The following is a 21,775-nucleotide window of genomic DNA, read 5'->3' on the forward strand; positions in this document are numbered from 1 at the left end:
ATTATCTCATAAAATCGCCTGCCTTAATTGCCGTAGGCCAAAATGGGTACAAATTTTCTGAAGGTCAGCTTCGAACCAAAAGTGTAGGAAAATTCACTATGCACGTTGATTTTATCAACCAACAGCTCGAAGAACGTTCCGGCGACAGTCTCTCGTTACAGAATCAGATGACAGTTACGCACAGTGCTGTTTTTGATACAATCACACAAACGACATTTGAAACGGTGATTTGCGAGCTTCCATATGAAAAATTGCTTGAAGCGTTTGAAAATTTAATAAGGCCTCTGCTCAGACGCATCAAGAAAAACATCAAAGAATCGGATGTGCTCATGGTTGTGCGAGATACCCACCTCACTAAACTCCTTTCTAGCGAGCAACTGACAGGATCGGTACCCAAGGAAGTTGTACAATGAAAAAAAATTTATGCTTTATTGACTTATTTGCCGGTGCAGGTGGCTTATCTGAAGGTTTTATTCAGGCAGGATTTTCACCTGTTGCACACGTGGAAATTGATAAAGCAGCTAGCTTTACTTTGAGAACACGAATGGCGTACCACTGGCTGCAGTCCGTCGGCAGGGAAAAGCTCTATGCCGAGTACTTGGAAGGAAAAATATCCCGAAATGAACTCTATGCAGTTGTACCTGACGAAATCAGAAAATCAGTAATAAATAGGGAAATATCTGAAGAATCGTTGACAGAAATCTTTCATGCGATCGATGGACAGCTTCAAGGAAACAAACTGAATCTGATTGTGGGTGGGCCCCCTTGCCAGGCCTACTCACTGGTTGGCCGTTCCCGTGACAGCAAACGGATGGTTGGAGATAAGAGAAATTATTTATACATTTTTTATGCGGAATTTCTAAAGCGTTATAAACCAGAGTATTTTGTCTTTGAAAATGTTTTGGGGCTATTGTCGGCAAAGGACAGTGGAGGTAATAGCTATTTTGAGGCTATGCGTCAGTTGTTTCGCGAGTCTGGTTACGAGACAGAATATCGCATACTAAGCGCAGATGATTATGGCGTTTTGCAAACACGCAAACGTATTATTCTGGTCGGCAGAAAAGGATACCTCACGGGGTTCTATCCTGAACTTGAAAAATGGAATCCTACTGTTAACGTGGCAGAGGTGTTTAATGATCTTCCCTCGCTCAAAGCTGGAGATGGCCAAGCTTCCCCCTGCCAGTTGAAACCTTATACTGGAAAATGGCTTTATGAAGCAGGAATTAGGAATGATGTAATGCCTGTGACTTGGCATCAATCACGCCCAAATACAGCGCAAGACCTAGAGATCTATAGAAGGGTTGTAGAGCTATGGAACCAGAAACAAAAGCGCCTAGAATACAACGAACTTCCAAACTACTTGAAAACCCATAATAACAGAACTGCTTTTGTTGACAGATTTAAAGTTGTTGCTGCGGACTTGCCTGCATCTCACACAGTGGTCGCTCATTTATCAAAAGATGGGCACTACTATATTCATCCAGATATCAGTCAGAACCGCTCAATCACACCAAGGGAAGCCGCTAGGCTTCAGACTTTCCCGGATGATTACTATTTTGAAAGTATTAAGCCGGAACCTGGGAGAACAGCCGCATTCAGGCAAATAGGAAATGCAGTTCCTGTATTGCTGGCAAGAAAGATTGCTGAAAAATTGAAGGATAAATGGATATGAATGAAAGTGGAACATACAGAATAAGACCTGCAGGCCGCCATTTGCTGACTATTGGCAGAGAGCTTATTCAGGACAGTTATGCTGCTGTTGTTGAACTGGTTAAGAATGCTTATGACGCAGATTCTCCGAATGTGGATATTTGTTTCACTGCCAAGGAAGATCTGATGGGATACACTGTCACGGTTCAGGATCATGGTCATGGCATGTCCAGAGATACTGTCATTAATAAATGGATGGTGCCGTCAACCAGAGATAAATTGGAGCGAAAAACTAGCCCCAAAGGGCGAGTAATGCAAGGAAGAAAGGGAGTCGGACGTTATGCTGCCTCTGTACTTGGTTCTGATCTTCTTCTGGAAACAGTATCTACCGATAGAGAAAAAACCACAGCTTTTGTTGAGTGGCAAAGTTTTGAAAATGCTGATTACCTAGATGATGTAGAAATACTAATAGAAAGCCAGATCTCAGATGATAGTTCAGGGACATTACTGACAATAACCGGCGATGTAAGATATCTAGCCGAATGGAATAAAAAACAGTTTGATAAACTCAGATTTGAGTTAAAAAAACTAATATCTCCTATAGGTTCAGTGGTTAGCAAAGAAAACCTAGACTTTGAAGTCAGACTGAAAATTTCAGGTTTCCCAGATGTTCCTGATATTGATGAAACGGTTGAGTCTTATCCTATTTTTGAGCTTTTTGATTATCGGATATCTGGCAGTATAAATTCCGATGGAAAAGGTACATTGAGTTGCTCTCTTCAAAAAGCCAGAAATAGCGTTGATGAAAACATACCAATTAATCTGAGTAAACCCACAGGGTGTGGAGAGCTCACATTTGATATTCGAGTTTATGATCGTGAGGCTGACGCCATAGAGTCTTTAATCACTCGAGGGCTGAAGGATAAGTATGGAAATTATGTTGGTAAGCTACAGGCCAGACAGCTTTTAAATGAGTCTAACGGTATTGGTGTTTACCGTAATGGATTCAGAATTCGACCACTCGGAGATGCTGATTTTGACTGGCTAAAACTGAACGAACAACGTGTTCAGAATCCATCCCTACGGATCGGTAGCAACCAAGCAATTGGTTATGTACTTATTCAGTCTGAAGAGCAATCCAGTTTGATTGAAAAAAGTGCGCGTGATGGCCTTCGTGAAAATTCGGCGTATGAGCAACTTAAAGAAATAACTAGAGAAGTAATTGGTAAATTGGAAGAACGGCGCTTCAGTTACCGTCGCAAGGCAGGTCTGAGTAAACCAGCTTTGAAAGTTGAAAAAGAGCTGGAAAGACTCTTTTCTTTTGACAGCCTGAAAAAGGAAATCCGGGAAAAGTTAATCGGTGGTGGCATGGCTGAGAGTGCGGCCGGTGAAGTTATTGCACTGATTACCCATGAGGAAGAAGAAAAAGCTAAGGCGGCAGATGACATTCGCCAAGCTGTTGCCACCTATCAGGGACAGGCTACTCTTGGGAAAATTATAAATGTAGTTCTCCATGAAGGGCGCCGACCTTTGAGTTACTTCCGTAATGAAGTTCCCCGCATATCTCGATTCAGAAAGAAACTTACCGAAACTGGAGATCAGAAGAATATTGAAGAAATCCTTGGGATTACCCAAGGTGTAGAATCTAATGCCATTGTTTTGTCAGATTTATTCAAAAGACTCGACCCTCTAGCAATGGGAAAAAGATCTGCTCGTAAAAATTTAAATATCAAGAGTGAGGTCCTGAGTTCTTTTGCAATATTTCGCCAGGAAATGGAAGACCATAATATAGAATTTGAAGTTAATGGTGGTGAGGATCTCATATTTTCAGCTTGGAGTCAGGATATTCACGCTGTTTTTGCCAATCTGATTGACAACAGCATTTTCTGGATGAAAGAAAAATCATCAATTAGAAAGATCACAGTGGATATTGCTGAGGAAAATGGGAAACTGGCATACATTAACTATAGAGATACAGGACCGGGCATAGAGTCGTCCCACATTAGCGATGGTGTTATTTTTGAGCCCCAATTCAGTACCAAGCCATCCGGTAGCGGTATCGGGTTAGCCATTGCTGGTGAGGCTGCTGAAAGAAATCACTTGGAACTTAAAGCTCTGGAATCATCAACCGGAGCTTATTTCAGACTTCAGATAAAGGAAATCAATAATGACTGAGATAAATCTGCTACTTGTAGAAGATGCAACGCAGGATCAACAATCCTGCCAACATGCAGCAAGTGATTTTCAGGAGGATAACAACTGCACAATAAATATTAAAGTATGTACAAATGTTAATGATGCATTGACTGCGTTAAATGAGTCACACTATGACGGCGCAATCATAGATATGAGACTAGCCGGTCAAGGCAATGAAGGAAATCAAGTCATAGACCGAATAAAAGAAACATTTAGACGAATCCCAGTAGCAATTATGACAGGCACACCGGATGCAGCAGAAACAGAAGGTTTTCCACTAGTTGCTATTTATAAAAAAGGTGAAACACCATATTCAGAAATAATCACTGAATTGTGTGGAATATATAAAACAGGATTGACCAAGATAATGGGCGGAAGAGGAGAAATAGAAAAAAGTCTCAGCCACATTTTTGTTACAAATCTTCTTCCACAAAGGAAAAACTGGGTCAATTATGGTGAAGAAGACAACAACAGAACAGAAAAAGCACTTCTTAGACACGCGCTAAATCACCTTATTCAGCTTCTTGACGGTGATGTAGATAAATGCTACCCAGAAGAAATGTATATATGCCCGCCTATTTCGTTGCGAATTAATACTGGATGCATTGTAAAAAGTAAAAACTCTAACAATTTCTATATTGTTATGAATCCGGCCTGTGATCTTGCCGAGCGTCATAATGGTGGCTGTAATACTGACAGAGCACTTCTTGCAAAAATAGATTCTGAGGCTGATTTTTTATCAGATAAACTTATAAAAATAAAGATTAAAAAACCAGAGATTAATGAATTAGCTAAAAATGAAAAGGAGTCCTCAATTAAATCTATCAGACAGCACAAAACCGCTTACTACCATTGGCTTCCAAAGACTGAATTTTTTAAAGGAGGTTTTATTAATTTCAGAAAAATAGCAACGCATACACAGGAGAACTTTGATGAAAAATTTGAAAATCCTTCAGTTCAGATTTCATCTCCATTTTTGAAAGATATCGTTGCGCGTTTTTCTTCCTACTATGCTAGACAGGGTCAACCAGATATAGATTATGCAAAAGTACAGATAGTGGTTGATTAGAAATGGATACATAACCACACAGATTACTGTGTGGTTCTAACAACACTCACGAAATACCAGCTCTTGGTGCAGACACTTAGTGAGATGAAAGAAAGATCGGATACTTCAGTTTAGACTGGCACTGTTTTCAGGGAGAAGATCACGTTACTAGAGCAGTTCAATTAGTTAACCCCAAACGTTAACTGTTTTCACATCAAAAAGCTTAACTTTTGCGTGAAATTTTGATTGTATTGAACGTATATGTTCCGCATCTTTATCTGAGTATACACCAATATAAATACTCCATAATTTAGGTGGAGTTTTATTTTGAGCATGAGTGGCTTTATTGATTGCTTCAATAATATGGTCATCATACTCACCAAAGTTAAAGCCGAAGGTAATCAAAGAACCATCTAACGATGATAATTTGTCAAAGCAATGTGATAGATATCTATTATGCCTAATGTGACTAAGTTTCTCATCGCCATTACCTGCAGTTACAAATATTGGATAACTCCCTCTGTCGAGTCTTTTTTTAATTTTTTCTATTAGAAAATTACTCTGATCATATTGTTCTTTTTCAATATCAACCCCTGAATCAAAAATATGCAAAGCCCCATGTAAGTAATGGATATTTTGGTTATCTATATTTGGACCCCAAACAAGATCAGAATACTCAGGTGTTTCCCCGCGAAGAACTTCATCAATATTTTCTATTTCTCGCCCAAACCCATCAATAGCATTTTCAACATGCTGTCGCATAAGGGCCCAGTACAATAACATATCGTAGTTCGTAGAGAATATATGCCCACCGCTTTTAATAAATAAATTCAAAAATTCAGCGCAAGCAATTATCTTTCTTTCTGGTATTTTGTATACATGCTCAGGGTGAAGTTGATGTATAGAACTTAGTAGGCCGTCTTTCAATTTCTTACTTGCTAAGCTAATATTTTCCTGTAATTTATCATCCGAGCCAAAAGCTTCTAATAATGCTAATGTTGTGTCTAATTGCTGCATCACCAGCTCAAAATTCTTTGTTTTTATGACATCGAACAGCTTATTTATTAATAAATCATCTCTTGATGTCAAAAAATTATAGAGTGCGTTATATGAAAATATCTCACTATCATAAGCCATACTAAAACCATTCCCTATAAGTAAAGAATATGGTCTAGATTTTTTATGTAGATAAGTAATTACTTCGTCAAAATTCATCATTTCCATTTAATTCTTTATTCCTAAAAAACACCCACATTTAGATGTATTCGCTATGACTCATAGTTCTAAGACTAAAGAAGTAGTTAGTAAATATCTATAAGCTCCATCACAGTTACAGAGTCAATGTCTCTTCCAAAAGAAGATATATATCTGATAACACTAAATAATCAACATTATTACAACAGAAAAAACAAAATGCCGTGATAGCTTTAATTAAAGCTATCACGGCATTTTTGTCAGTTATATTTTACCAAAATCAAACGGACTAACCCCCTTCTCCCGATTCGCATCCAGATAATCAGCCCACCACTGGATCATCAGTCTACGCTCATCTAAGTGCTCAGCCTTATGGATATAAGCCGCACGCACAGAGTTGCGCTCCTGATGGCTCATCTGCCGCTCTACTGCATCCCTTGACCACAATCCCGACTCAATCAATGAACTACAAGCCATGGTTCTGAAACCGTGGCCACAGACTTCAACCTTCGTGTCATATCCCATAACTCGTAGAGCCTTGTTCACCGTGTTCTCACTCATGGGCTTACGTGGGTCATGATCGCCGATAAAGATCAGTTCACGGTTTCCATTCATGCTTTTGATCTTTTCCAGAATGGCGAGAGCCTGGCGGGATAAGGGAACAAGATGGGGAGTGCGCATTTTTGAACCTCGGTGCGAATGCTTAACACCCTCAAGTGGTTCACGTTCTCCAGGAATGGTCCACATGGCGGTTTCAAAATCTACTTCTGACCAACGGGCAAAGCGTAATTCACTGGAACGGATAAAGACCAATAAAGTCAATTCTACCGCTAGCCGAGTGAGTGGCCTGCCACTGTAGTAGTCGATGCGATGAAGCAACTCTGAAACACGGTTTAACTCAAGTGCAGCACGGTGCTTTCTTTTACCGGTAGCAACAGCGCCCGCCATCTCCTGCGCGGGGTTGTAATCAATTAAACCGCTTTGTACGGCATAGCGCATTATCGCTGTGGTTCGTTGTTGCAGGCGGGAAGCCACTTCAAGACGTCCAGCCATCTCTACGGCTTTAATTGGTACAAGCAAATCAGGGGTCTTAAGTTCAGTGATAGCACGTTTACCAATAGCGCCAAACAGCTTATCTTCCAAACTTTTCAGCACACGAGCACTATGCGCTTCAGACCACTTTTTATTGCTGGCATGCCACTCTCTAGCGACTACTTCAAAGGTAATAACTTCTTTACCCTGTTCTTCTTTCTCAGCACGCTTATGTTCACGGGGGTCTATGCCCGCAGCAACAAGCTTTCTGGCTGCTTCTCTTTTTTGTCTGGCATCGGCCAAAGATGTCTCGGGGTAAACCCCAAAGGCCATTAGGTGTTGCTTCCCGCCAAAACGGAAGCGAAAGCGCCAGTACTTTGAACCGTTAGGTTTTATCAGCAAGGACATGCCGTCACCATCGACAAGTGAATAGTCATTTGCTTCAGGTTTTGCAGCGCGAACCTTAGTATCAGTCAGGGCCATGATGGTAATCCCTCCATATGCCGCCGTGAGTATATAAACGTTATCGAACCAGCATATATACTCACTTGTATACTCACAAGCAGGTTGATGTGGGGTAACTCAGATTGACGTCGGTTGACTGAAAAGAGAGGAAAAGCCTTGCGGGGACTGGATTTTAGACATAAAAAAAGACGTCCGTAGACGTCTCTTTACATACTAATGGTGCCGAAGGCCGGAATCGAACCGGCATGCCTCGCGGCGGTTGATTTTGAATCAACTGCGTCTACCGATTTCGCCACTTCGGCACTGAAGTAGTATGCGGAGAACGAGGTGAATTATACCTACCCGAAGTCCGCATGCAACTGTTATCCCACCAAGTTTAGTCTAAGTGTTGAAAAAACCGCCATCAACGCCGTTTTAGCAGCAAATAAACACTGATTAGGAGGAAAAGTATACTCGGTAACAGCGCACCGATGACCGGTGGAATGTTGTAAACCAAGCTCAGTGGGCCAAAAATCTGATCCAACACGTAGAAAACAAAACCAAAGAAGATACCGGTGACCACCCGAACCCCCATTGGTACACTTCGTAATGGGCCAAAAATGAATGACAACGCCATCAACATCATTACGGCAACTGAGAATGGTGCAAATATCTTGCCCCACATATTCAATTCATACCGGCTCGACTCCTGCCCACTTTGCCGCAAGTACTTGCTGTAATCGTGCAACCCGCTAATAGAGAGGGAATCTGGGTTCATGGCAACCACACCCAACTTTTCTGGCGTCAGGTTGGTCTTCCATTCACCGGTTAGTGTCTGCGTGCCAGTCACCTTATTTGGATTGCTTAAGTCAGACTCATCAACTTGCGATAAACGCCACAGGTTGTCTTCAAAAGTTGCGGTGGCAGCATAGCGAACCGAGAGCAAGCGATCTTGTTTATCAAAATGATAAATATTCACCCCGGTCAGTTCTTTATCACCCGATACGCGTTGGATATAAATAAAGTCAGAACCGTCTTTTGCCCATAACCCAGATTGCGTTGACAGCAATGAACCGCCATACATTTGCTGCGCGCGGAAGTTACGCGCCATCTGCTCACCTTGCGGCGCAACCCACTCACCGATGGCCATGGTCAGCAATACAAGCGGAATCGCTGTTTTCATCACCGAGGCGGCAATTTGCATGCGGGTAAAACCCGAAGCCTGCATTACCACCAGTTCACTACGTGTAGCCAATGTACCCAGCCCCAGCAATGCACCTAGCAGCGCGGCCATCGGGAAGAAGATCTCGATATCTTTAGGGATGCTGAGCAAGGTGTACATGCCAGCGGATGCCGCTGAGTAATCGCCCTGCCCAACTTTACGTAACTGATCGACAAACTTGATAATGCCAGACAGCGATACCAGCATGAATAGCGTCATCAGGATGGTATTGAGGATAGTCCGTCCGATATAACGGTCTAATACACCAAACATCAGGCAGCACCTCTCAATCGAGCACGTAGCTTACGAGCCGGCAGGCCATCCCACAGGTTCAATATCACCGCAAGAGCCAGATAAGCACCATTTACAACCCACATCCAGATCGAGGGGTCCAGCTTGCCACTGCTTGCATTAGAGCGCAGGGAGCTTTGTAACAGGAAGAAGATTAAATACAGTAACATAGCGGGCAACATACTCAGTACACGGCCCTGTCGCGGATTGACCACACTGAGGGGCACCACCAGCAACGCCATGACGATAACCGACACAATCAGCGTTAGGCGCCAATGGAACTCGGCGCGGGCATCAGGCTGATTCGAACGCCACAGCTGTTTCATGGTCATTTGGTCAGCCGTATTATTATTTTGTTGGACTTCCTGGTGACCAATGATGGCCTGGTAATCGACAAAATCAGTAATGCGGAAGTCGCGCAACAATGCGGTGCCTTCATAGCGAGTACCTTTATTTAAGATAACCACTTGCGAACCATCAGGCCGTTCGGTCATGTAGCCACTGTCAGCTACAACGACAGAGGGGCGCTGATTACCGTTTGGCCGCAATTGTGCCAGAAATACACGGTTAAACTCTTTGCCCGTCACATTACCGATAAATAAGGCTGAATTGCCATCAGTTGAGGATTTAAACTGCCCACCAGCCAAAGCGGCCAGACTAGGGTTGGCTCTGGCGTCATTCAGTACTTCGTCTTGATGTTTAGAAGACCATGGGCCAAGCCAAATAGTGTTGACCGCAGCCAGCGTAGAAGTGACCAGCGCCAGGATCAATGCAGCCATAATCAAGGATTTCTTGCCCATGCCGCAGGCATGCATCACGGTGATTTCACTCTCCGTGTACAATTTACCTAGCGTCATCAATAAGCCAAGGAATAAGCTTAATGGCAAGATAAGTTGTGCCATTTCCGGCACACCGAGCCCTAAAAGGGATAAAACCAGGTTTGTCGGAATTTCACCATCGACCGCAGCGCCTAATATCCGTACTAACTTCTGACTAAAGAAGATTAATAGCAGGATGAACAGAATCGCAATTTGGCTCTTAAGTGTTTCCCGTACCAGATATCTAATGATGATCACGCTAATACGCCTGTGAAAACTTGTCTTTTTGCAGGAAAATCGATAGTTTCATCGTTAATCCGCCATTTATTCTCATCATATGGCAACCTTCACAGCTAAAATAGTATTACAGCATCTAGCGTTTAGGTGTCCTATAGGAACATGCTTATAGTCGCCAAAACAAAACAACTTATGCCGTTAAGGTTAACACACGTCGTTAACACAACGGAGAGAGATCGTTGCGGAGCGCTACATTCTAGCGGTAGCTCCCGCCTTTGTCTTTAAGATTCAGGAGAGTGCATGGAGTTCAGTGTAAAGAGCGGCAGCCCGGAAAAACAGCGCAGTGCCTGTATTGTAGTCGGCGTTTTCGAACCTCGTCGTCTATCTCCCATTGCCGAACAACTCGACAAAATTAGTGATGGCTACATCAGCGCTTTATTGCGCCGCGGTGAACTTGAAGGCAAAGTCGGGCAGACGCTGTTACTGCACCATGTGCCGAATATTCTCTCCGAGCGCATCTTGTTAATTGGCTGTGGCAAAGAGCGTGAGCTTGATGAGCGCCAGTACAAGCAAGTGATCCAGAAGACCATCAATACCCTTAATGACACCGGATCAATGGAAGCCGTTTGTTTCCTGACCGAGCTGCATGTTAAAGGCCGCAATACTTACTGGAAAGTGCGCCAGGCAGTAGAAACAGCGAAAGAGACGCTTTATACCTTCGACCAGCTTAAAAGTAATAAAACCGAGCCGCGTCGTCCATTACGCAAGATGGTATTCAATGTACCCACTCGCCGCGAACTGACCAGCGGTGAGCGCGCAATTCAGCATGGTCTGGCGGTAGCATCCGGTATTAAAGCGGCGAAAGACTTGGGCAATATGCCGCCCAATATTTGTAATGCCGCCTATCTGGCTTCGCAAGCACGCCAGTTAGCCGATGCATTCAGCACCAATATCATCACGCGCGTAATTGGTGAGCAGCAAATGAAAGAGTTGGGAATGCACTCCTATCTCGCTGTAGGCCATGGTTCGCAGAATGAATCATTGATGTCAGTGATAGAATATAAGGGTAATCCAAACCCGGACGCTAAGCCAATTGTGCTGGTGGGTAAAGGGTTGACCTTCGACTCCGGCGGTATTTCCATCAAACCTGCCGAAGGCATGGATGAGATGAAATACGACATGTGTGGCGCTGCGACTGTCTATGGCGTAATGCGTGTAGTGGCCGAGCTTCAATTGCCATTGAATGTGATTGGTGTATTGGCGGGCTGTGAAAATATGCCAGGTGGCCGCGCTTATCGCCCAGGCGATATTCTCACCACCATGTCTGGTCAGACAGTTGAAGTACTCAATACTGATGCCGAAGGCCGTCTGGTGCTGTGCGATGCATTGACCTATGTTGAGCGTTTCGAGCCAGAAGTAGTGATTGATATAGCGACACTGACAGGGGCGTGTGTTGTGGCATTAGGCCATCACATCACCGGTTTGATGTCGAATCACAATCCATTGGCTCACGAGCTTATTGGGGCATCCGAACAAGCGGGTGACCGTGCATGGCGTTTGCCACTGGGTGATGAGTTCTACGAGCAACTGGACTCCAATTTTGCCGACATGGCAAATATTGGTGGCCGTGCGGGCGGTGCGATTACCGCCGGTTGCTTCCTGTCACGCTTTACTCGCAAATACAGCTGGGCGCATTTGGATATCGCGGGTACGGCATGGCGTTCAGGTAAGAACAAAGGCGCAACTGGCCGTCCAGTCGCGTTGTTATCCCAGTTCTTGCTTAACCGCGCAGGGTTAAACGGCGACGATTAATCGTTTTGATGTATTCCATTTGATATACACCCAAAGTAATTGAAGTTGCAGGTAGACAGCCAGCGAACGCATCCCGATGAGCTTACGCCAGTAAGTGATTCGGGTGAGTGAACGCAGTGAACACCCCTGCGGCTTCAAGTACGAAGGGTGAGAGAATTTATGAAAAACGCCACCTTTTATCTGCTCGAACACGACACGCCCGCTGGTGAGTTGCGCGCTCATGAGGCGTTGGCCTGCGAAATTGCGGCTGAGCGTTGGCGAGCAGGCAAACGGGTACTGATCGCCTGTGAAAGTCAGGAGCAGGCCCAGCGGCTGGATGAAGCGCTATGGCAACGGGCACCTGAGCAATTTGTTCCCCATAATTTGGCGGGTGAAGGGCCAAAATATGGTGCACCAGTCGAACTGGCATGGCCTGAACGACGTGGAAACTCCCCCCGCGACCTGCTTATCAGCCTGCTACCAGAGTTCGCAGGTTTTGCCACCGCTTTCCATGAAGTGGTAGACTTCGTTCCTTACGAAGAAAATTTGAAACAGTTGGCGCGCGACCGATATAAGTCTTATCGCAGCGTCGGCTTCCACTTGACCACGGCAACGCCGCCAACTAATTGAACTAAAAAAGAAAATGGAAAACACACCTTCGAATATCGATAAAACTGAGCCGTCCCTCGATAAAACATACAGCCCGCAAGAAATCGAACAACCGCTGTATGAACACTGGGAAAAACAAGGTTATTTCAAGCCGAACGGCGATACCAGCAAAGAAAGCTACTGCATCATGATCCCGCCGCCGAACGTCACCGGCAGCCTGCACATGGGCCATGCGTTCCAACAAACTATCATGGATACCTTGATTCGTTATCAACGTATGCAGGGCAAAAATACCTTGTGGCAAGCCGGGACTGACCATGCCGGTATCGCGACCCAAATGGTGGTTGAGCGCAAGATCGCCGCAGAAGAAGGTAAAACTCGCCACGATTACGGCCGTGACGCATTTATCGATAAAATCTGGCAATGGAAAGGCGAATCTGGCGGCACCATTACTCGCCAAATGCGCCGTCTGGGTAACTCCGTGGATTGGGAACGTGAGCGTTTCACCATGGACGATGGCCTGTCGAATGCGGTTAAAGAAGTTTTTGTACGCCTGCACAAAGAAGACTTAATTTACCGTGGCAAGCGCCTGGTGAACTGGGATCCGAAACTGCGCACGGCTATCTCTGATCTGGAAGTCGAAAACCGCGAATCAAAAGGCTCCATGTGGCATCTGCGTTATCCGCTGGCCGATGGTGCTAAAACTGCGGATGGCAAAGACTATCTGGTCGTCGCCACCACGCGTCCGGAAACTGTATTGGGTGATACCGGCGTGGCAGTAAACCCGGAAGATCCACGTTATAAAGATCTGATCGGCAAAGAAGTGATCCTGCCGCTGGTTGGTCGCCGTATTCCGATCCTCGGTGACGAGCATGCCGACATGGAAAAAGGCACCGGTTGTGTGAAAATCACACCAGCGCACGATTTTAATGACTATGAAGTCGGTAAACGCCACGCCCTGCCGATGATCAACATTCTGACTTTCGACGGTGATATTCGCACCGAAGCAGAAGTATTTGATACCAATGGCGAAGCGACTGATGCATGCAGCGGTGCAATTCCAGAACAGTTCCAAGGTCTGGAGCGTTTTGCTGCCCGTAAAGCTGTGGTGGCTGAATTCGATAAACTCGGCCTGCTGGAAGAAGTCAAAGCCCACGATCTCACTGTGCCTTATGGCGACCGTGGCGGCGTGGTTATCGAGCCGATGCTGACTGACCAATGGTATGTTCGCACCGCTCCGCTGGCTAAAGTGGCAATCGAAGCTGTCGAAAACGGCGAGATCCAATTCGTACCGAAGCAGTACGAAAATATGTATTACTCGTGGATGCGCGATATCCAAGACTGGTGTATCTCCCGTCAGTTGTGGTGGGGCCACCGCATTCCAGCTTGGTATGACGAGCAGGGTAAAGTGTATGTGGGCCGTGATGAGGCTGAAGTACGCCGTGAAAACAACCTGGGCGCTGATGTTGCATTGCGCCAGGATGAAGACGTACTGGATACCTGGTTCTCCTCTGGCCTGTGGACTTTCTCCACTCTGGGCTGGCCTGAGCAAACCGAAGCACTGAAAACCTTCCATCCGACCAGTGTTGTGGTCAGTGGCTTTGATATTATTTTCTTCTGGATTGCCCGCATGATCATGCTGACCATGCACTTTATGAAAGATGAAAATGGTAAGCCGCAGGTGCCATTTAAAACCGTCTACATGACCGGTCTTATCCGTGATGACGAAGGGCAGAAAATGTCCAAGTCGAAAGGTAACGTGATTGACCCACTGGATATGGTTGATGGTATCTCGCTGGAAGAATTGCTGGAAAAACGTACTGGCAACATGATGCAGCCGCAGCTAGCGGAGAAAATCCGCAAGCGCACCGAGAAGCAGTTCCCGAACGGTATTGAGCCGCATGGTACAGATGCTCTGCGCTTTACGCTGGCAGCTCTGGCCTCCACCGGCCGTGATATCAACTGGGACATGAAGCGCCTGGAAGGATATCGCAACTTCTGTAATAAGCTGTGGAACGCCAGCCGTTTCGTGCTGATGAACACCGAAGGGCAGGATTGCGGGCAGAATGGCGGCGAAATGGTACTGTCATTGGCTGACCGCTGGATTCTGGCTGAATTCAATCAGACCATCAAAGCCTACCGCGAAGCGATGGACACTTACCGCTTCGATTTGGCCGCTAATATTCTGTATGAGTTTACCTGGAACCAGTTCTGTGACTGGTATCTGGAACTGGCCAAGCCGGTGATGAACAGCGGTTCTGAAGCGGAACTGCGCGGGACGCGTCATACTCTGATTGAAGTTCTGGAAGCCCTGCTGCGTCTGGCACACCCCATCATTCCTTACATCACAGAAACCATCTGGCAGCGAGTCAAAACCCTGAAAGGTATTACTGCGGACACCATTATGTTGCAGCCTTTCCCGGAATATGATGCCAGTCAGGTTGATGAGAAAGCACTGAGTGATCTGGAGTGGATCAAGCAAACCATTATTGCGGTGCGTAATATCCGTGCAGAAATGAACATCGCACCGGGTAAACCACTGGAAGTGATGCTGCGTGGCGCCAATGCTGAAGCTCAGCGCCGCGTACTGGAAAACCAGAGTTTCATCCAGTCACTGGCGCGGTTGTCCTCTCTCACCCTGTTACCTGAAGGTGATAAAGGCCCGGTATCTGTGACCAAGTTAGTTGAAGGCGCGGAAGTGCTGATCCCAATGGCTGGCCTGATTGATAAAGCCACCGAACTGGAAAGGCTGGCAAAAGAAGTGGCTAAGCTGGAAGCTGAAATTGAGCGTATCGAAGGCAAGTTGAGTAATGAAGGTTTTGTGGCGCGTGCGCCAGAAGCCGTGGTTGCTAAAGAGCGCGAAAGAATGGCGGCCTGTGCGGAAGCCAAGCAAAAGTTAATTGAGCAACAAGCGACTATCGCCGCACTGTAATTAACCTGAGATTCAACAGCAAAATAGAAACAGCGGACTATTTAGGTAGCCGCTGTTTTTTTATCATTGCAGCCTGACATCATTCAGTGGTATTACAGATTATTACTAAGTTATTACCTTTAGGTTTAAAGAGTATGACCACAGCCACACCTATCCGCCTGCTGGTACGCCCCATCACCGTAGCAGACAACCTCGCTATCGCTAATGTCATTCGGGAAGTTTCGGCTGAGTTCGGCCTGACTGCCGATAAAGGCTATACCGTGTCTGATCCCAATTTGGATCACTTATATGAGCTGTACAGCCAGCCACGTAGCGCTTACTGGGTGATTGAAGTCGACGGAAATATTGCGGGCGGCGGTGGCATGGCACCTTTGTCGGGTGGTGAAGCGTCTCTGTGTGAATTGCAGAAAATGTATTTCCTGCCGATATTGCGTGGTAAAGGGTTGGCTAAGCAGTTGGCGTTACAAGCGCTGGAGTTTGCCCGTCAACAGGGCTTCAACCGCTGTTATCTGGAAACCACGGCCAGTTTGACCAGTGCCGTAGGCTTATATGAAAGATTAGGTTTTGAGCATATCAATGGCCCAATGGGAAATACCGGTCATGTGGATTGCGAAGTGACTATGCTGAAAACATTATAATTATTCAGAGTGCATTGCTCCCAGAGGTTATTGACAGCACTTTTATAGTACTGTGAGTGAAGGGTTGACCGCACTTCGGGGGCGCTCCGGTCGCTTAAGCGACTACGACCCCAACGGCACGTTTCCCCTTCATCTGACTTTGTCTGCAGTCTAAGGGCGCATCAAGCGCCCTGATAGTATTAGCAAACAATCTACAGCTTCAAGTACGAAGAGGAATCTAGTGGCGCTTACCGTCGTCGTCTTCATCGATCAACTCTTCGTCGTCGAACTCGCCGTCTTCATCATCTTCTGCGTTAGGATCTTCATAGTAAGTGCCCCAACCGTCATAATTCACGCCACATTTTTCAGCCAGTGCAATCAGCTGTTCAACCTGCGCATCAATAATTTCAGCATTCAGCGCAACTTCGCTGATCACATCACAGCACATCACCACTGAGCCATCTTCGACTTCCAGCTCTTCAGCATCCGTCACTTCATAACCCAGCTTGAATGCTTCAACAGCAGCCTTTTCCAGCACTTCGAATTTCTCGGCTGAAAGGTGGTGTTCAATAGTGTAGAGCGCATCCGGATCGCTGCCATCATCCAGAAGTTCTTCGATGATCAGGCGGGTCTCGTCACGTTGTTCGTCTAGCATTTCGCGGTTTGCCATGCCTTTATCCTCAGTCAATGGGCTTAGTATGGCGCTATTTTCCCACACCCACGCTGTTGCCTCCACTACAAACGAGAAAGATTTATTGATTGGGGTTGTAATTGAATATTTATACGTATAAATTGAATTTAAATTCAATTGGACTATTCAGGATGCAAAAGATGAACACCATGAGTCAGTTCTATAAACGTCACTTTCTAAGGTTACTGGACTTTACCCCCGCTGAGATTACAACCCTGCTAGAGTTGGCGGCTGATCTGAAGCAAGCCAAGAAATCCGGCTGTGAGCAACAAAAATTGGTAGGTAAGAATATCGCGCTCATCTTCGAAAAAGACTCGACCCGTACTCGATGCTCTTTCGAAGTTGCCGCATATGATCAAGGTGCGCGGGTGACTTATCTCGGCCCAGGCGGAAGTCAAATAGGGCATAAAGAATCAATTAAAGATACCGCCAGAGTATTAGGCCGTATGTATGATGGTATTCAATATCGTGGTCACGGCCAAAAGGTGGTTGAAACATTGGCTGAATTTGCCGGCGTGCCGGTATGGAATGGCCTAACCAATGAATTCCATCCAACCCAGTTACTGGCAGACTTACTGACTATGCAGGAGCACTTGCCGGGCAAATCATTGAGTGAAATGAAATTTGCCTATCTTGGTGACGCACGTAACAACATGGGCAATACCCTATTAGAAGCAGCCGCTTTGGTAGGGATGGATTTACGCCTGGTCGCGCCAAAAGCATGCTGGCCGGAGGCCGAACTAGTCGCTGCTTGTCAGGCGCAGGCTAAAAAGACCGGCGGTAAAATTACCTTGACCGAAGATATTGTCGAAGGCGTCAAAGGGGCTGATTTCTTGTATACCGATGTATGGGTTTCGATGGGCGAACCGAAAGAAGTCTGGCAGGAGCGGGTTGCATTGCTCAAGCCCTATCAGATCAATATGGATGTGGTGAAACTGACCGGCAACCCACAGGTTAAATTCCTTCATTGCTTGCCCGCGTTCCACGATGACCAAACTACCGTCGGCAAACAAATGGCGGAACTTTATGACTTACCGGGGGGTATGGAAGTGACCGACGAAGTATTTGAATCGGCTCACAGCATTGTGTTTGATCAGGCCGAAAACCGCCTGCACACCATCAAAGCCGTAATGGTTGCGACATTGGGTCAAGAGTAATCATGATGAGGCCGACAGCTACGGTGTCGGCTTTTAATTATTTTCACACCTAATGAATAAGCGTTATTGGCGCAGGCAGATTGAGTGCGGACAGCGCGCAGTCAACGGAGCATACAGGGAGTATGTGACGGCGGCGAGCACTGCCCGAAGCTCAAGCTGGCAAGTGAAATAGCTTATTTTACTGCCAACTTGACTACAGCTTTTCTTACTCGTGCCGGTTCACCCACTGCACATAATGGTTTATGTACTTCTCCCGGATAGAACACCACGAAATCACCGGTTTTCATTACAAATAGCTTCTCATCAACTCCTGCTGGTAAGAACGCAATATCTTTGTCTGCCAACCAGTCGGTATCGGGTTTGCCAGCCGGTAAGTTACTGAAAGTCATCCCCTCAACACCCGCCAGGACTATCTGAATATCCAGATATTTAGCGTGATATTCCGCGCGGCGGTTTTCAAGATAGTCAGTGCTGTCATTGGACAGCAATACAAACAGATTGTTGCCATCAATATCATGCTTACCCAATGGCGTTTCTGCTGTGATATGACTTTTCACATATTCAATAGCTTCTTTTAATTGCGCAGGCAGATAAGGCAATAACTCCAAATGATGGATGTTTCCGGTGATCATAGTTTTCCCTTCACATAAGTAAAATGAAATGACGTTCCATTATAACCATTTCATTCTATGTTTAGTGGGAAATCTCTAACATTTATTTATACCAAAACAGCCTGTGGTGCTGCTTACATCGGTTTCTACCAACAGTATTAAATCACCGCGGAATCATTACATTTTTAAATATTTCTTTATCACTAATTGTTATAACAAATAACTGTTGAGACTTTGACCACAGACATCAAAGCTATTATCGTGAGAAACTGCGATGAAATAGTCGAAAAAACAATAATTTCCCATTGGTGTTACTACAACCGCTATATTTTAAAAACACGATGTTTTAATCCATTTCAGGGAGTCTCAATGAAAGCTAAAATTTTGTCACTGTTGGTTTTAACAGCGCTATCTGGCAGTGCATTTGCAGCAACGCCGCCAGATACTCTGGTTGTGGTGCAATCCCTGGATGATATCGTTAGCCTTGATCCGGCTGAAAGCAATGAGCTATCCAGTATTCAGACCGTCCCCAGTCTTTATCAGCGACTGGTGCAAGCCGATCGTGATAACCCGGCCAAAATAGAACCCGTTCTGGCGGAAAGCTGGGAAGGTGATGCTGCCGCCAAAACCCTGACTGTAAAATTACGTCCGAAGGCGGTGTTTGCCTCCGGCAATCCGGTGCAAGCTGATGACGTGATTTATTCCTTTAATCGCGCAGTCAAAATGAACCGTTCACCGGCCTTTATCCTGAATGTCTTGGGCTGGGATGCGAGTAATATCGATCAGCATTTGAAGAAAATTGATAACAACACCGTGCAACTGAGCTGGAGTGCAGATGTCAGCCCCGCAGTTGCACTGAATATTTTATCAACCCCCATTGCTTCAATTGTTGATAAAAAAGCGGTAACTGCCAATGTGAAAGAGGGCGATTATGGTAATGCCTGGTTGAAAATGCATTCAGCCGGTAGTGGCCCATTCAAAATGCGTGTTTATCAACCGCATCAAGCCATTGTACTGGATGCCAATCCGACATCACCTGGCGATAAGCCTCTGATTAAAAATATCATTATTAAAAACGTTCCCGATCCAAGTGCTCGTCGCCTGCTGATCCAACAAGGCGATGCTGATATCGCACGTGAATTAGGGCCAGATCAAACTGCGGCGCTTAAAACCCAAGCAGGGATAAAAGTTGTCGAAATCCCGTCTGCCGAACAAAACTATCTGGTCTTTAATACGGCCAATCAGGCCAATCCGCTGTTGAGTAAACCTGAATTCTGGCAGGCAGCCCGTTATTTGGTTGATTATCAGGGAATTACCAAAGATTTGCTAAAAGGCCAGTATTTTGTCCATCAAAGCTTCCTGCCAGTGGGTTTACCGGGTGCGCTGGAAAGCAATCCGTTTACCTTTGATCCTGCTAAAGCCAAAAAAATTCTGGCCAAAGCCGGTATTAAGGATGCCACGCTGACTCTGGATGTAGAGAACAAACCGCCATTCATTACGATTGCCCAGTCGCTGCAAGCAAGCTTTGCCCAAGGTGGAGTGAAATTGGTGTTATTGCCAGCTGCGGGTAGCCAGGTGTATGGCCGCGTGCGTGCCAAGCAGCATCAGTCAGCAATCCGTCTGTGGATCCCGGACTACTTTGATGCACACTCAAATGCCAGCGCCTTTGCCTATAATGACGGTAAGAGCAGCACCGTGGCCGGTTTAAACGGTTGGGTTATTCCTGAGCTGAATAAACAAACATTAGCGGCAGTCGCCGAGGCTGATCCGGCCAAGCGCACCGCGCTCTACACTCAGTTACAAGAAGAGTTGCAAAAGAATTCGCCTTATATCTTTATTGATCAAGCCAAAGCACAAGTTGTGCTACGAGATAATGTAAAAGGCTATCAACAAGGTCTGAATGCCGATATGGTCTATTATGACCGTGTCAGCAAATAACCTATTCCCTGCGTACTTGAAGTTACAGGGTTGTTAGCTGCGTTCGTTACTCGGCCCGTCCATGGGCCTCGCCTCTGCGAGGCCGCTGCAAGCAGCGTTCAAATCGGTTCCTGACCGATTTGTCACCCGAATCACTTACCAATGTAAGCTCATCGGGACTCGTTCACTTGCCGCCTAACTGTAACGCCAAGTTCTTGGGCATAGCTGATTGATAAATTTATTTGTGAAATAGTGAGTTGCTAGTCGATGCCTGTCGCACTAAATCAAACGCCGGGAACCCTATCCCGGCGTCGTTTTTGGGGTTTTTTACAGGGGTTATTCACCCTGGGCCTGACCTTATTCGGTCTACTGGTTATTACCTTTTTCCTGTCGGCGTTGTCGCCGGTGGACAGGGTGCTGCAAATCGTGGGAGACCACGCCAGTGAGGCCACTTACCAGCAAGTTAAACAACAACTTGGGTTGGATAAACCTTTACCGGTTCAGTTCTGGCACTATCTGGAGCGCCTGGCTCATGGAGATCTGGGTGTCGCCAGCGCCAGCGGTCAGCCGGTATTACAAGATCTGCTGACCGTTTTCCCTGCCTCATTGGAACTGGCAACATTATCGCTAGTGATTGGCGCAGTACTGGGGATTGTCCTCGGCTTGTTGTGCGCCCGCTGGGCGGGTAGCAAGCTGGATGCCACTATCCGCTTTATCACATTGCTCGGAAACTCGGTTCCTATCTTCTGGCTTGGCCTGCTGATGCTATTACTATTCTATGCACGCCTGCAATGGAGCCCCGGCCCCGGCCGTCTCGATGATATTTATCAATATACCGTGGAAGCGAAAACCGGCTTTGCCCTGATCGATACCTGGCGCTCAGGTGATGCTGGTGCCTTTAGTAATGCTCTGGCCCATTTGATCTTACCGGTTTCTCTGCTCTCTTATTACGCACTTGCCAGCATCACTCGTCTCACACGTTCAGCTTGCCTGAGTGAACTGAACAAAGAGTACATCACGCTGGCAAGAGCCAAAGGCGCGGGTGAGATGCGAATTTTATTGACGCATGTGCTACCGAATATTCGTGGCACCTTGCTGACAGTGGTTGCTCTAGCCTATACCAGCATGTTGGAAGGCGCAGTGCTCACCGAGACCGTTTTTGCCTGGCCGGGTATTGGCCGCTATCTGACTAGCGCGCTGTTTGCCGGAGACACCACAGCCATTATGGGTGGAACACTGTTGCTCGGTATGTGCTTTATTTTGATTAACAATGTGACGGATCTGCTGGTCCGCTTACTGGATCCGAGAACGCGCTGAT

General features: G+C 46.1%; 17 protein-coding genes and 1 tRNA gene. 11 read left to right on the top strand and 7 right to left on the bottom strand.

Annotated features, from left to right (window positions below):
• The first annotated feature begins 98 nt into the window (after positions 1–98).
• The 4 genes from ACF3VQ_RS18275 to ACF3VQ_RS18290 are packed head-to-tail and all read left to right on the top strand — an operon-like array spanning position 99 to position 4,915.
• Positions 99–413 carry a hypothetical protein gene (locus tag ACF3VQ_RS18275; protein ID WP_392432448.1) on the top strand — a complete coding sequence of 105 codons (315 nt, stop codon included), beginning with the start codon at positions 99–101 and terminating at the stop codon, positions 411–413.
• Positions 410–1,672: a DNA cytosine methyltransferase gene (locus tag ACF3VQ_RS18280; protein ID WP_392432449.1), complete on the top strand. Its 1,263-nt coding sequence runs from the start codon at positions 410–412 to the stop codon at positions 1,670–1,672. Before ACF3VQ_RS18275 ends, ACF3VQ_RS18280 begins: the two co-directional genes overlap by 4 nt.
• Positions 1,669–3,825, top strand: a complete 2,157-nt coding sequence (locus ACF3VQ_RS18285) for an ATP-binding protein (RefSeq protein WP_392432450.1) — start codon at positions 1,669–1,671, stop codon at positions 3,823–3,825. Before ACF3VQ_RS18280 ends, ACF3VQ_RS18285 begins: the two co-directional genes overlap by 4 nt.
• The gene (locus tag ACF3VQ_RS18290; RefSeq protein ID WP_392432451.1) at positions 3,818–4,915 is read left to right on the top strand and encodes a hypothetical protein; all 1,098 of its coding nucleotides are present in this window, start codon (positions 3,818–3,820) and stop codon (positions 4,913–4,915) included. Before ACF3VQ_RS18285 ends, ACF3VQ_RS18290 begins: the two co-directional genes overlap by 8 nt.
• Before the next feature lie 165 nt (positions 4,916–5,080).
• Here the strand turns inward: ACF3VQ_RS18290 and ACF3VQ_RS18295 are convergent, their stop codons facing one another.
• The 5 genes from ACF3VQ_RS18295 to lptF all read right to left on the bottom strand — a co-directional run bounded on the left by ACF3VQ_RS18295 (position 5,081) and on the right by lptF (position 10,153).
• Complete coding sequence (locus tag ACF3VQ_RS18295) at positions 5,081–6,118, bottom strand: DUF4917 family protein (RefSeq protein ID WP_392432452.1); 1,038 nt, start codon at positions 6,116–6,118, stop codon at positions 5,081–5,083.
• A 234-nt stretch (positions 6,119–6,352) separates the two neighbouring features.
• Entirely contained in the window at positions 6,353–7,603 is a 1,251-nt protein-coding gene (locus ACF3VQ_RS18300; protein WP_392432453.1) for a tyrosine-type recombinase/integrase, read from the bottom strand.
• 199 nt (positions 7,604–7,802) lie between these two features.
• Positions 7,803–7,887 (bottom strand) — tRNA-Leu (locus ACF3VQ_RS18305).
• A gap of 101 nt (positions 7,888–7,988) precedes the next feature.
• Entirely contained in the window at positions 7,989–9,059 is a 1,071-nt protein-coding gene (gene lptG, locus ACF3VQ_RS18310) for an LPS export ABC transporter permease LptG (RefSeq protein WP_392432454.1), read from the bottom strand.
• Positions 9,059–10,153, bottom strand: coding sequence for an LPS export ABC transporter permease LptF (lptF, locus tag ACF3VQ_RS18315; RefSeq protein WP_392432455.1), 1,095 nt, complete (start codon positions 10,151–10,153; stop codon positions 9,059–9,061). The genes lptG and lptF overlap by 1 nt, the downstream gene beginning before the upstream one ends.
• A 279-nt stretch (positions 10,154–10,432) precedes the next feature.
• On the opposite strand from lptF, the gene pepA reads away from it, so the two are divergent.
• The 4 genes from pepA (at position 10,433) to ACF3VQ_RS18335 (ending at position 16,102) form a co-directional block, all read left to right on the top strand.
• Positions 10,433–11,944, top strand: a complete 1,512-nt coding sequence (gene pepA, locus ACF3VQ_RS18320) for a leucyl aminopeptidase (RefSeq protein WP_005175279.1) — start codon at positions 10,433–10,435, stop codon at positions 11,942–11,944.
• 159 nt (positions 11,945–12,103) lie between these two features.
• Positions 12,104–12,553, top strand: a complete 450-nt coding sequence (locus tag ACF3VQ_RS18325) for a DNA polymerase III subunit chi (RefSeq protein WP_002209309.1) — start codon at positions 12,104–12,106, stop codon at positions 12,551–12,553.
• Between the two features lie 13 nt (positions 12,554–12,566).
• Positions 12,567–15,464, top strand: coding sequence for a valine--tRNA ligase (locus ACF3VQ_RS18330; RefSeq protein ID WP_019080644.1), 2,898 nt, complete (start codon positions 12,567–12,569; stop codon positions 15,462–15,464).
• Between the two features lie 134 nt (positions 15,465–15,598).
• Positions 15,599–16,102 carry a GNAT family N-acetyltransferase gene (locus ACF3VQ_RS18335; protein ID WP_392432456.1) on the top strand — a complete coding sequence of 168 codons (504 nt, stop codon included), beginning with the start codon at positions 15,599–15,601 and terminating at the stop codon, positions 16,100–16,102.
• 217 nt (positions 16,103–16,319) lie between these two features.
• Here ACF3VQ_RS18335 and rraB read toward each other — a convergent pair whose 3' ends face one another.
• Positions 16,320–16,751 (bottom strand): ribonuclease E inhibitor RraB, encoded by a 432-nt coding sequence (rraB, locus tag ACF3VQ_RS18340; RefSeq protein ID WP_075338623.1) that lies wholly within the window; start codon positions 16,749–16,751, stop codon positions 16,320–16,322.
• Between the two features lie 170 nt (positions 16,752–16,921).
• On the opposite strand from rraB, the gene argF reads away from it, so the two are divergent.
• Positions 16,922–17,929, top strand: coding sequence for an ornithine carbamoyltransferase (gene argF / locus ACF3VQ_RS18345; protein ID WP_392435684.1), 1,008 nt, complete (start codon positions 16,922–16,924; stop codon positions 17,927–17,929).
• A gap of 173 nt (positions 17,930–18,102) precedes the next feature.
• Here argF and ACF3VQ_RS18350 read toward each other — a convergent pair whose 3' ends face one another.
• On the bottom strand, positions 18,103–18,561 hold the full coding sequence (locus ACF3VQ_RS18350; protein WP_392432457.1) for a YhcH/YjgK/YiaL family protein: 459 nt from the start codon (positions 18,559–18,561) through the stop codon (positions 18,103–18,105).
• 348 nt (positions 18,562–18,909) lie between these two features.
• Between ACF3VQ_RS18350 and ACF3VQ_RS18355 the strand changes: the two genes are divergently transcribed.
• Both ACF3VQ_RS18355 and ACF3VQ_RS18360 read left to right on the top strand, forming a co-directional pair.
• Positions 18,910–20,478, top strand: coding sequence for an ABC transporter substrate-binding protein (locus ACF3VQ_RS18355; protein ID WP_392432458.1), 1,569 nt, complete (start codon positions 18,910–18,912; stop codon positions 20,476–20,478).
• Positions 20,479–20,724: 246 nt separating this feature from the next.
• Positions 20,725–21,774: an ABC transporter permease gene (locus ACF3VQ_RS18360; RefSeq protein WP_392432459.1), complete on the top strand. Its 1,050-nt coding sequence runs from the start codon at positions 20,725–20,727 to the stop codon at positions 21,772–21,774.
• Position 21,775: the final 1 nt, after the last annotated feature.

It is taken from the genome of Yersinia fenwicki (assembly GCF_043099325.1).
Classification (GTDB): domain Bacteria; phylum Pseudomonadota; class Gammaproteobacteria; order Enterobacterales; family Enterobacteriaceae; genus Yersinia.

Bases quoted from the DNA above. Each gene is read 5' to 3' on its own strand.
- ACF3VQ_RS18275 (WP_392432448.1), top strand. From the start codon at position 99: ATGCACGTTGATTTTATCAACCAACAGCTCGAAGAACGTTCCGGCGAC.
- ACF3VQ_RS18280 (WP_392432449.1), top strand. From the start codon at position 410: ATGAAAAAAAATTTATGCTTTATTGACTTATTTGCCGGTGCAGGTGGC.
- ACF3VQ_RS18285 (WP_392432450.1), top strand. From the start codon at position 1,669: ATGAATGAAAGTGGAACATACAGAATAAGACCTGCAGGCCGCCATTTG.
- ACF3VQ_RS18290 (WP_392432451.1), top strand. From the start codon at position 3,818: ATGACTGAGATAAATCTGCTACTTGTAGAAGATGCAACGCAGGATCAA.
- ACF3VQ_RS18295 (WP_392432452.1), bottom strand. From the start codon at position 6,118: ATGGAAATGATGAATTTTGACGAAGTAATTACTTATCTACATAAAAAA.
- ACF3VQ_RS18300 (WP_392432453.1), bottom strand. From the start codon at position 7,603: ATGGCCCTGACTGATACTAAGGTTCGCGCTGCAAAACCTGAAGCAAAT.
- lptG (WP_392432454.1), bottom strand. From the start codon at position 9,059: ATGTTTGGTGTATTAGACCGTTATATCGGACGGACTATCCTCAATACC.
- pepA (WP_005175279.1), top strand. From the start codon at position 10,433: ATGGAGTTCAGTGTAAAGAGCGGCAGCCCGGAAAAACAGCGCAGTGCC.
- ACF3VQ_RS18325 (WP_002209309.1), top strand. From the start codon at position 12,104: ATGAAAAACGCCACCTTTTATCTGCTCGAACACGACACGCCCGCTGGT.
- ACF3VQ_RS18330 (WP_019080644.1), top strand. From the start codon at position 12,567: ATGGAAAACACACCTTCGAATATCGATAAAACTGAGCCGTCCCTCGAT.
- ACF3VQ_RS18335 (WP_392432456.1), top strand. From the start codon at position 15,599: ATGACCACAGCCACACCTATCCGCCTGCTGGTACGCCCCATCACCGTA.
- rraB (WP_075338623.1), bottom strand. From the start codon at position 16,751: ATGGCAAACCGCGAAATGCTAGACGAACAACGTGACGAGACCCGCCTG.
- argF (WP_392435684.1), top strand. From the start codon at position 16,922: ATGAGTCAGTTCTATAAACGTCACTTTCTAAGGTTACTGGACTTTACC.
- ACF3VQ_RS18350 (WP_392432457.1), bottom strand. From the start codon at position 18,561: ATGATCACCGGAAACATCCATCATTTGGAGTTATTGCCTTATCTGCCT.
- ACF3VQ_RS18355 (WP_392432458.1), top strand. From the start codon at position 18,910: ATGAAAGCTAAAATTTTGTCACTGTTGGTTTTAACAGCGCTATCTGGC.
- ACF3VQ_RS18360 (WP_392432459.1), top strand. From the start codon at position 20,725: ATGCCTGTCGCACTAAATCAAACGCCGGGAACCCTATCCCGGCGTCGT.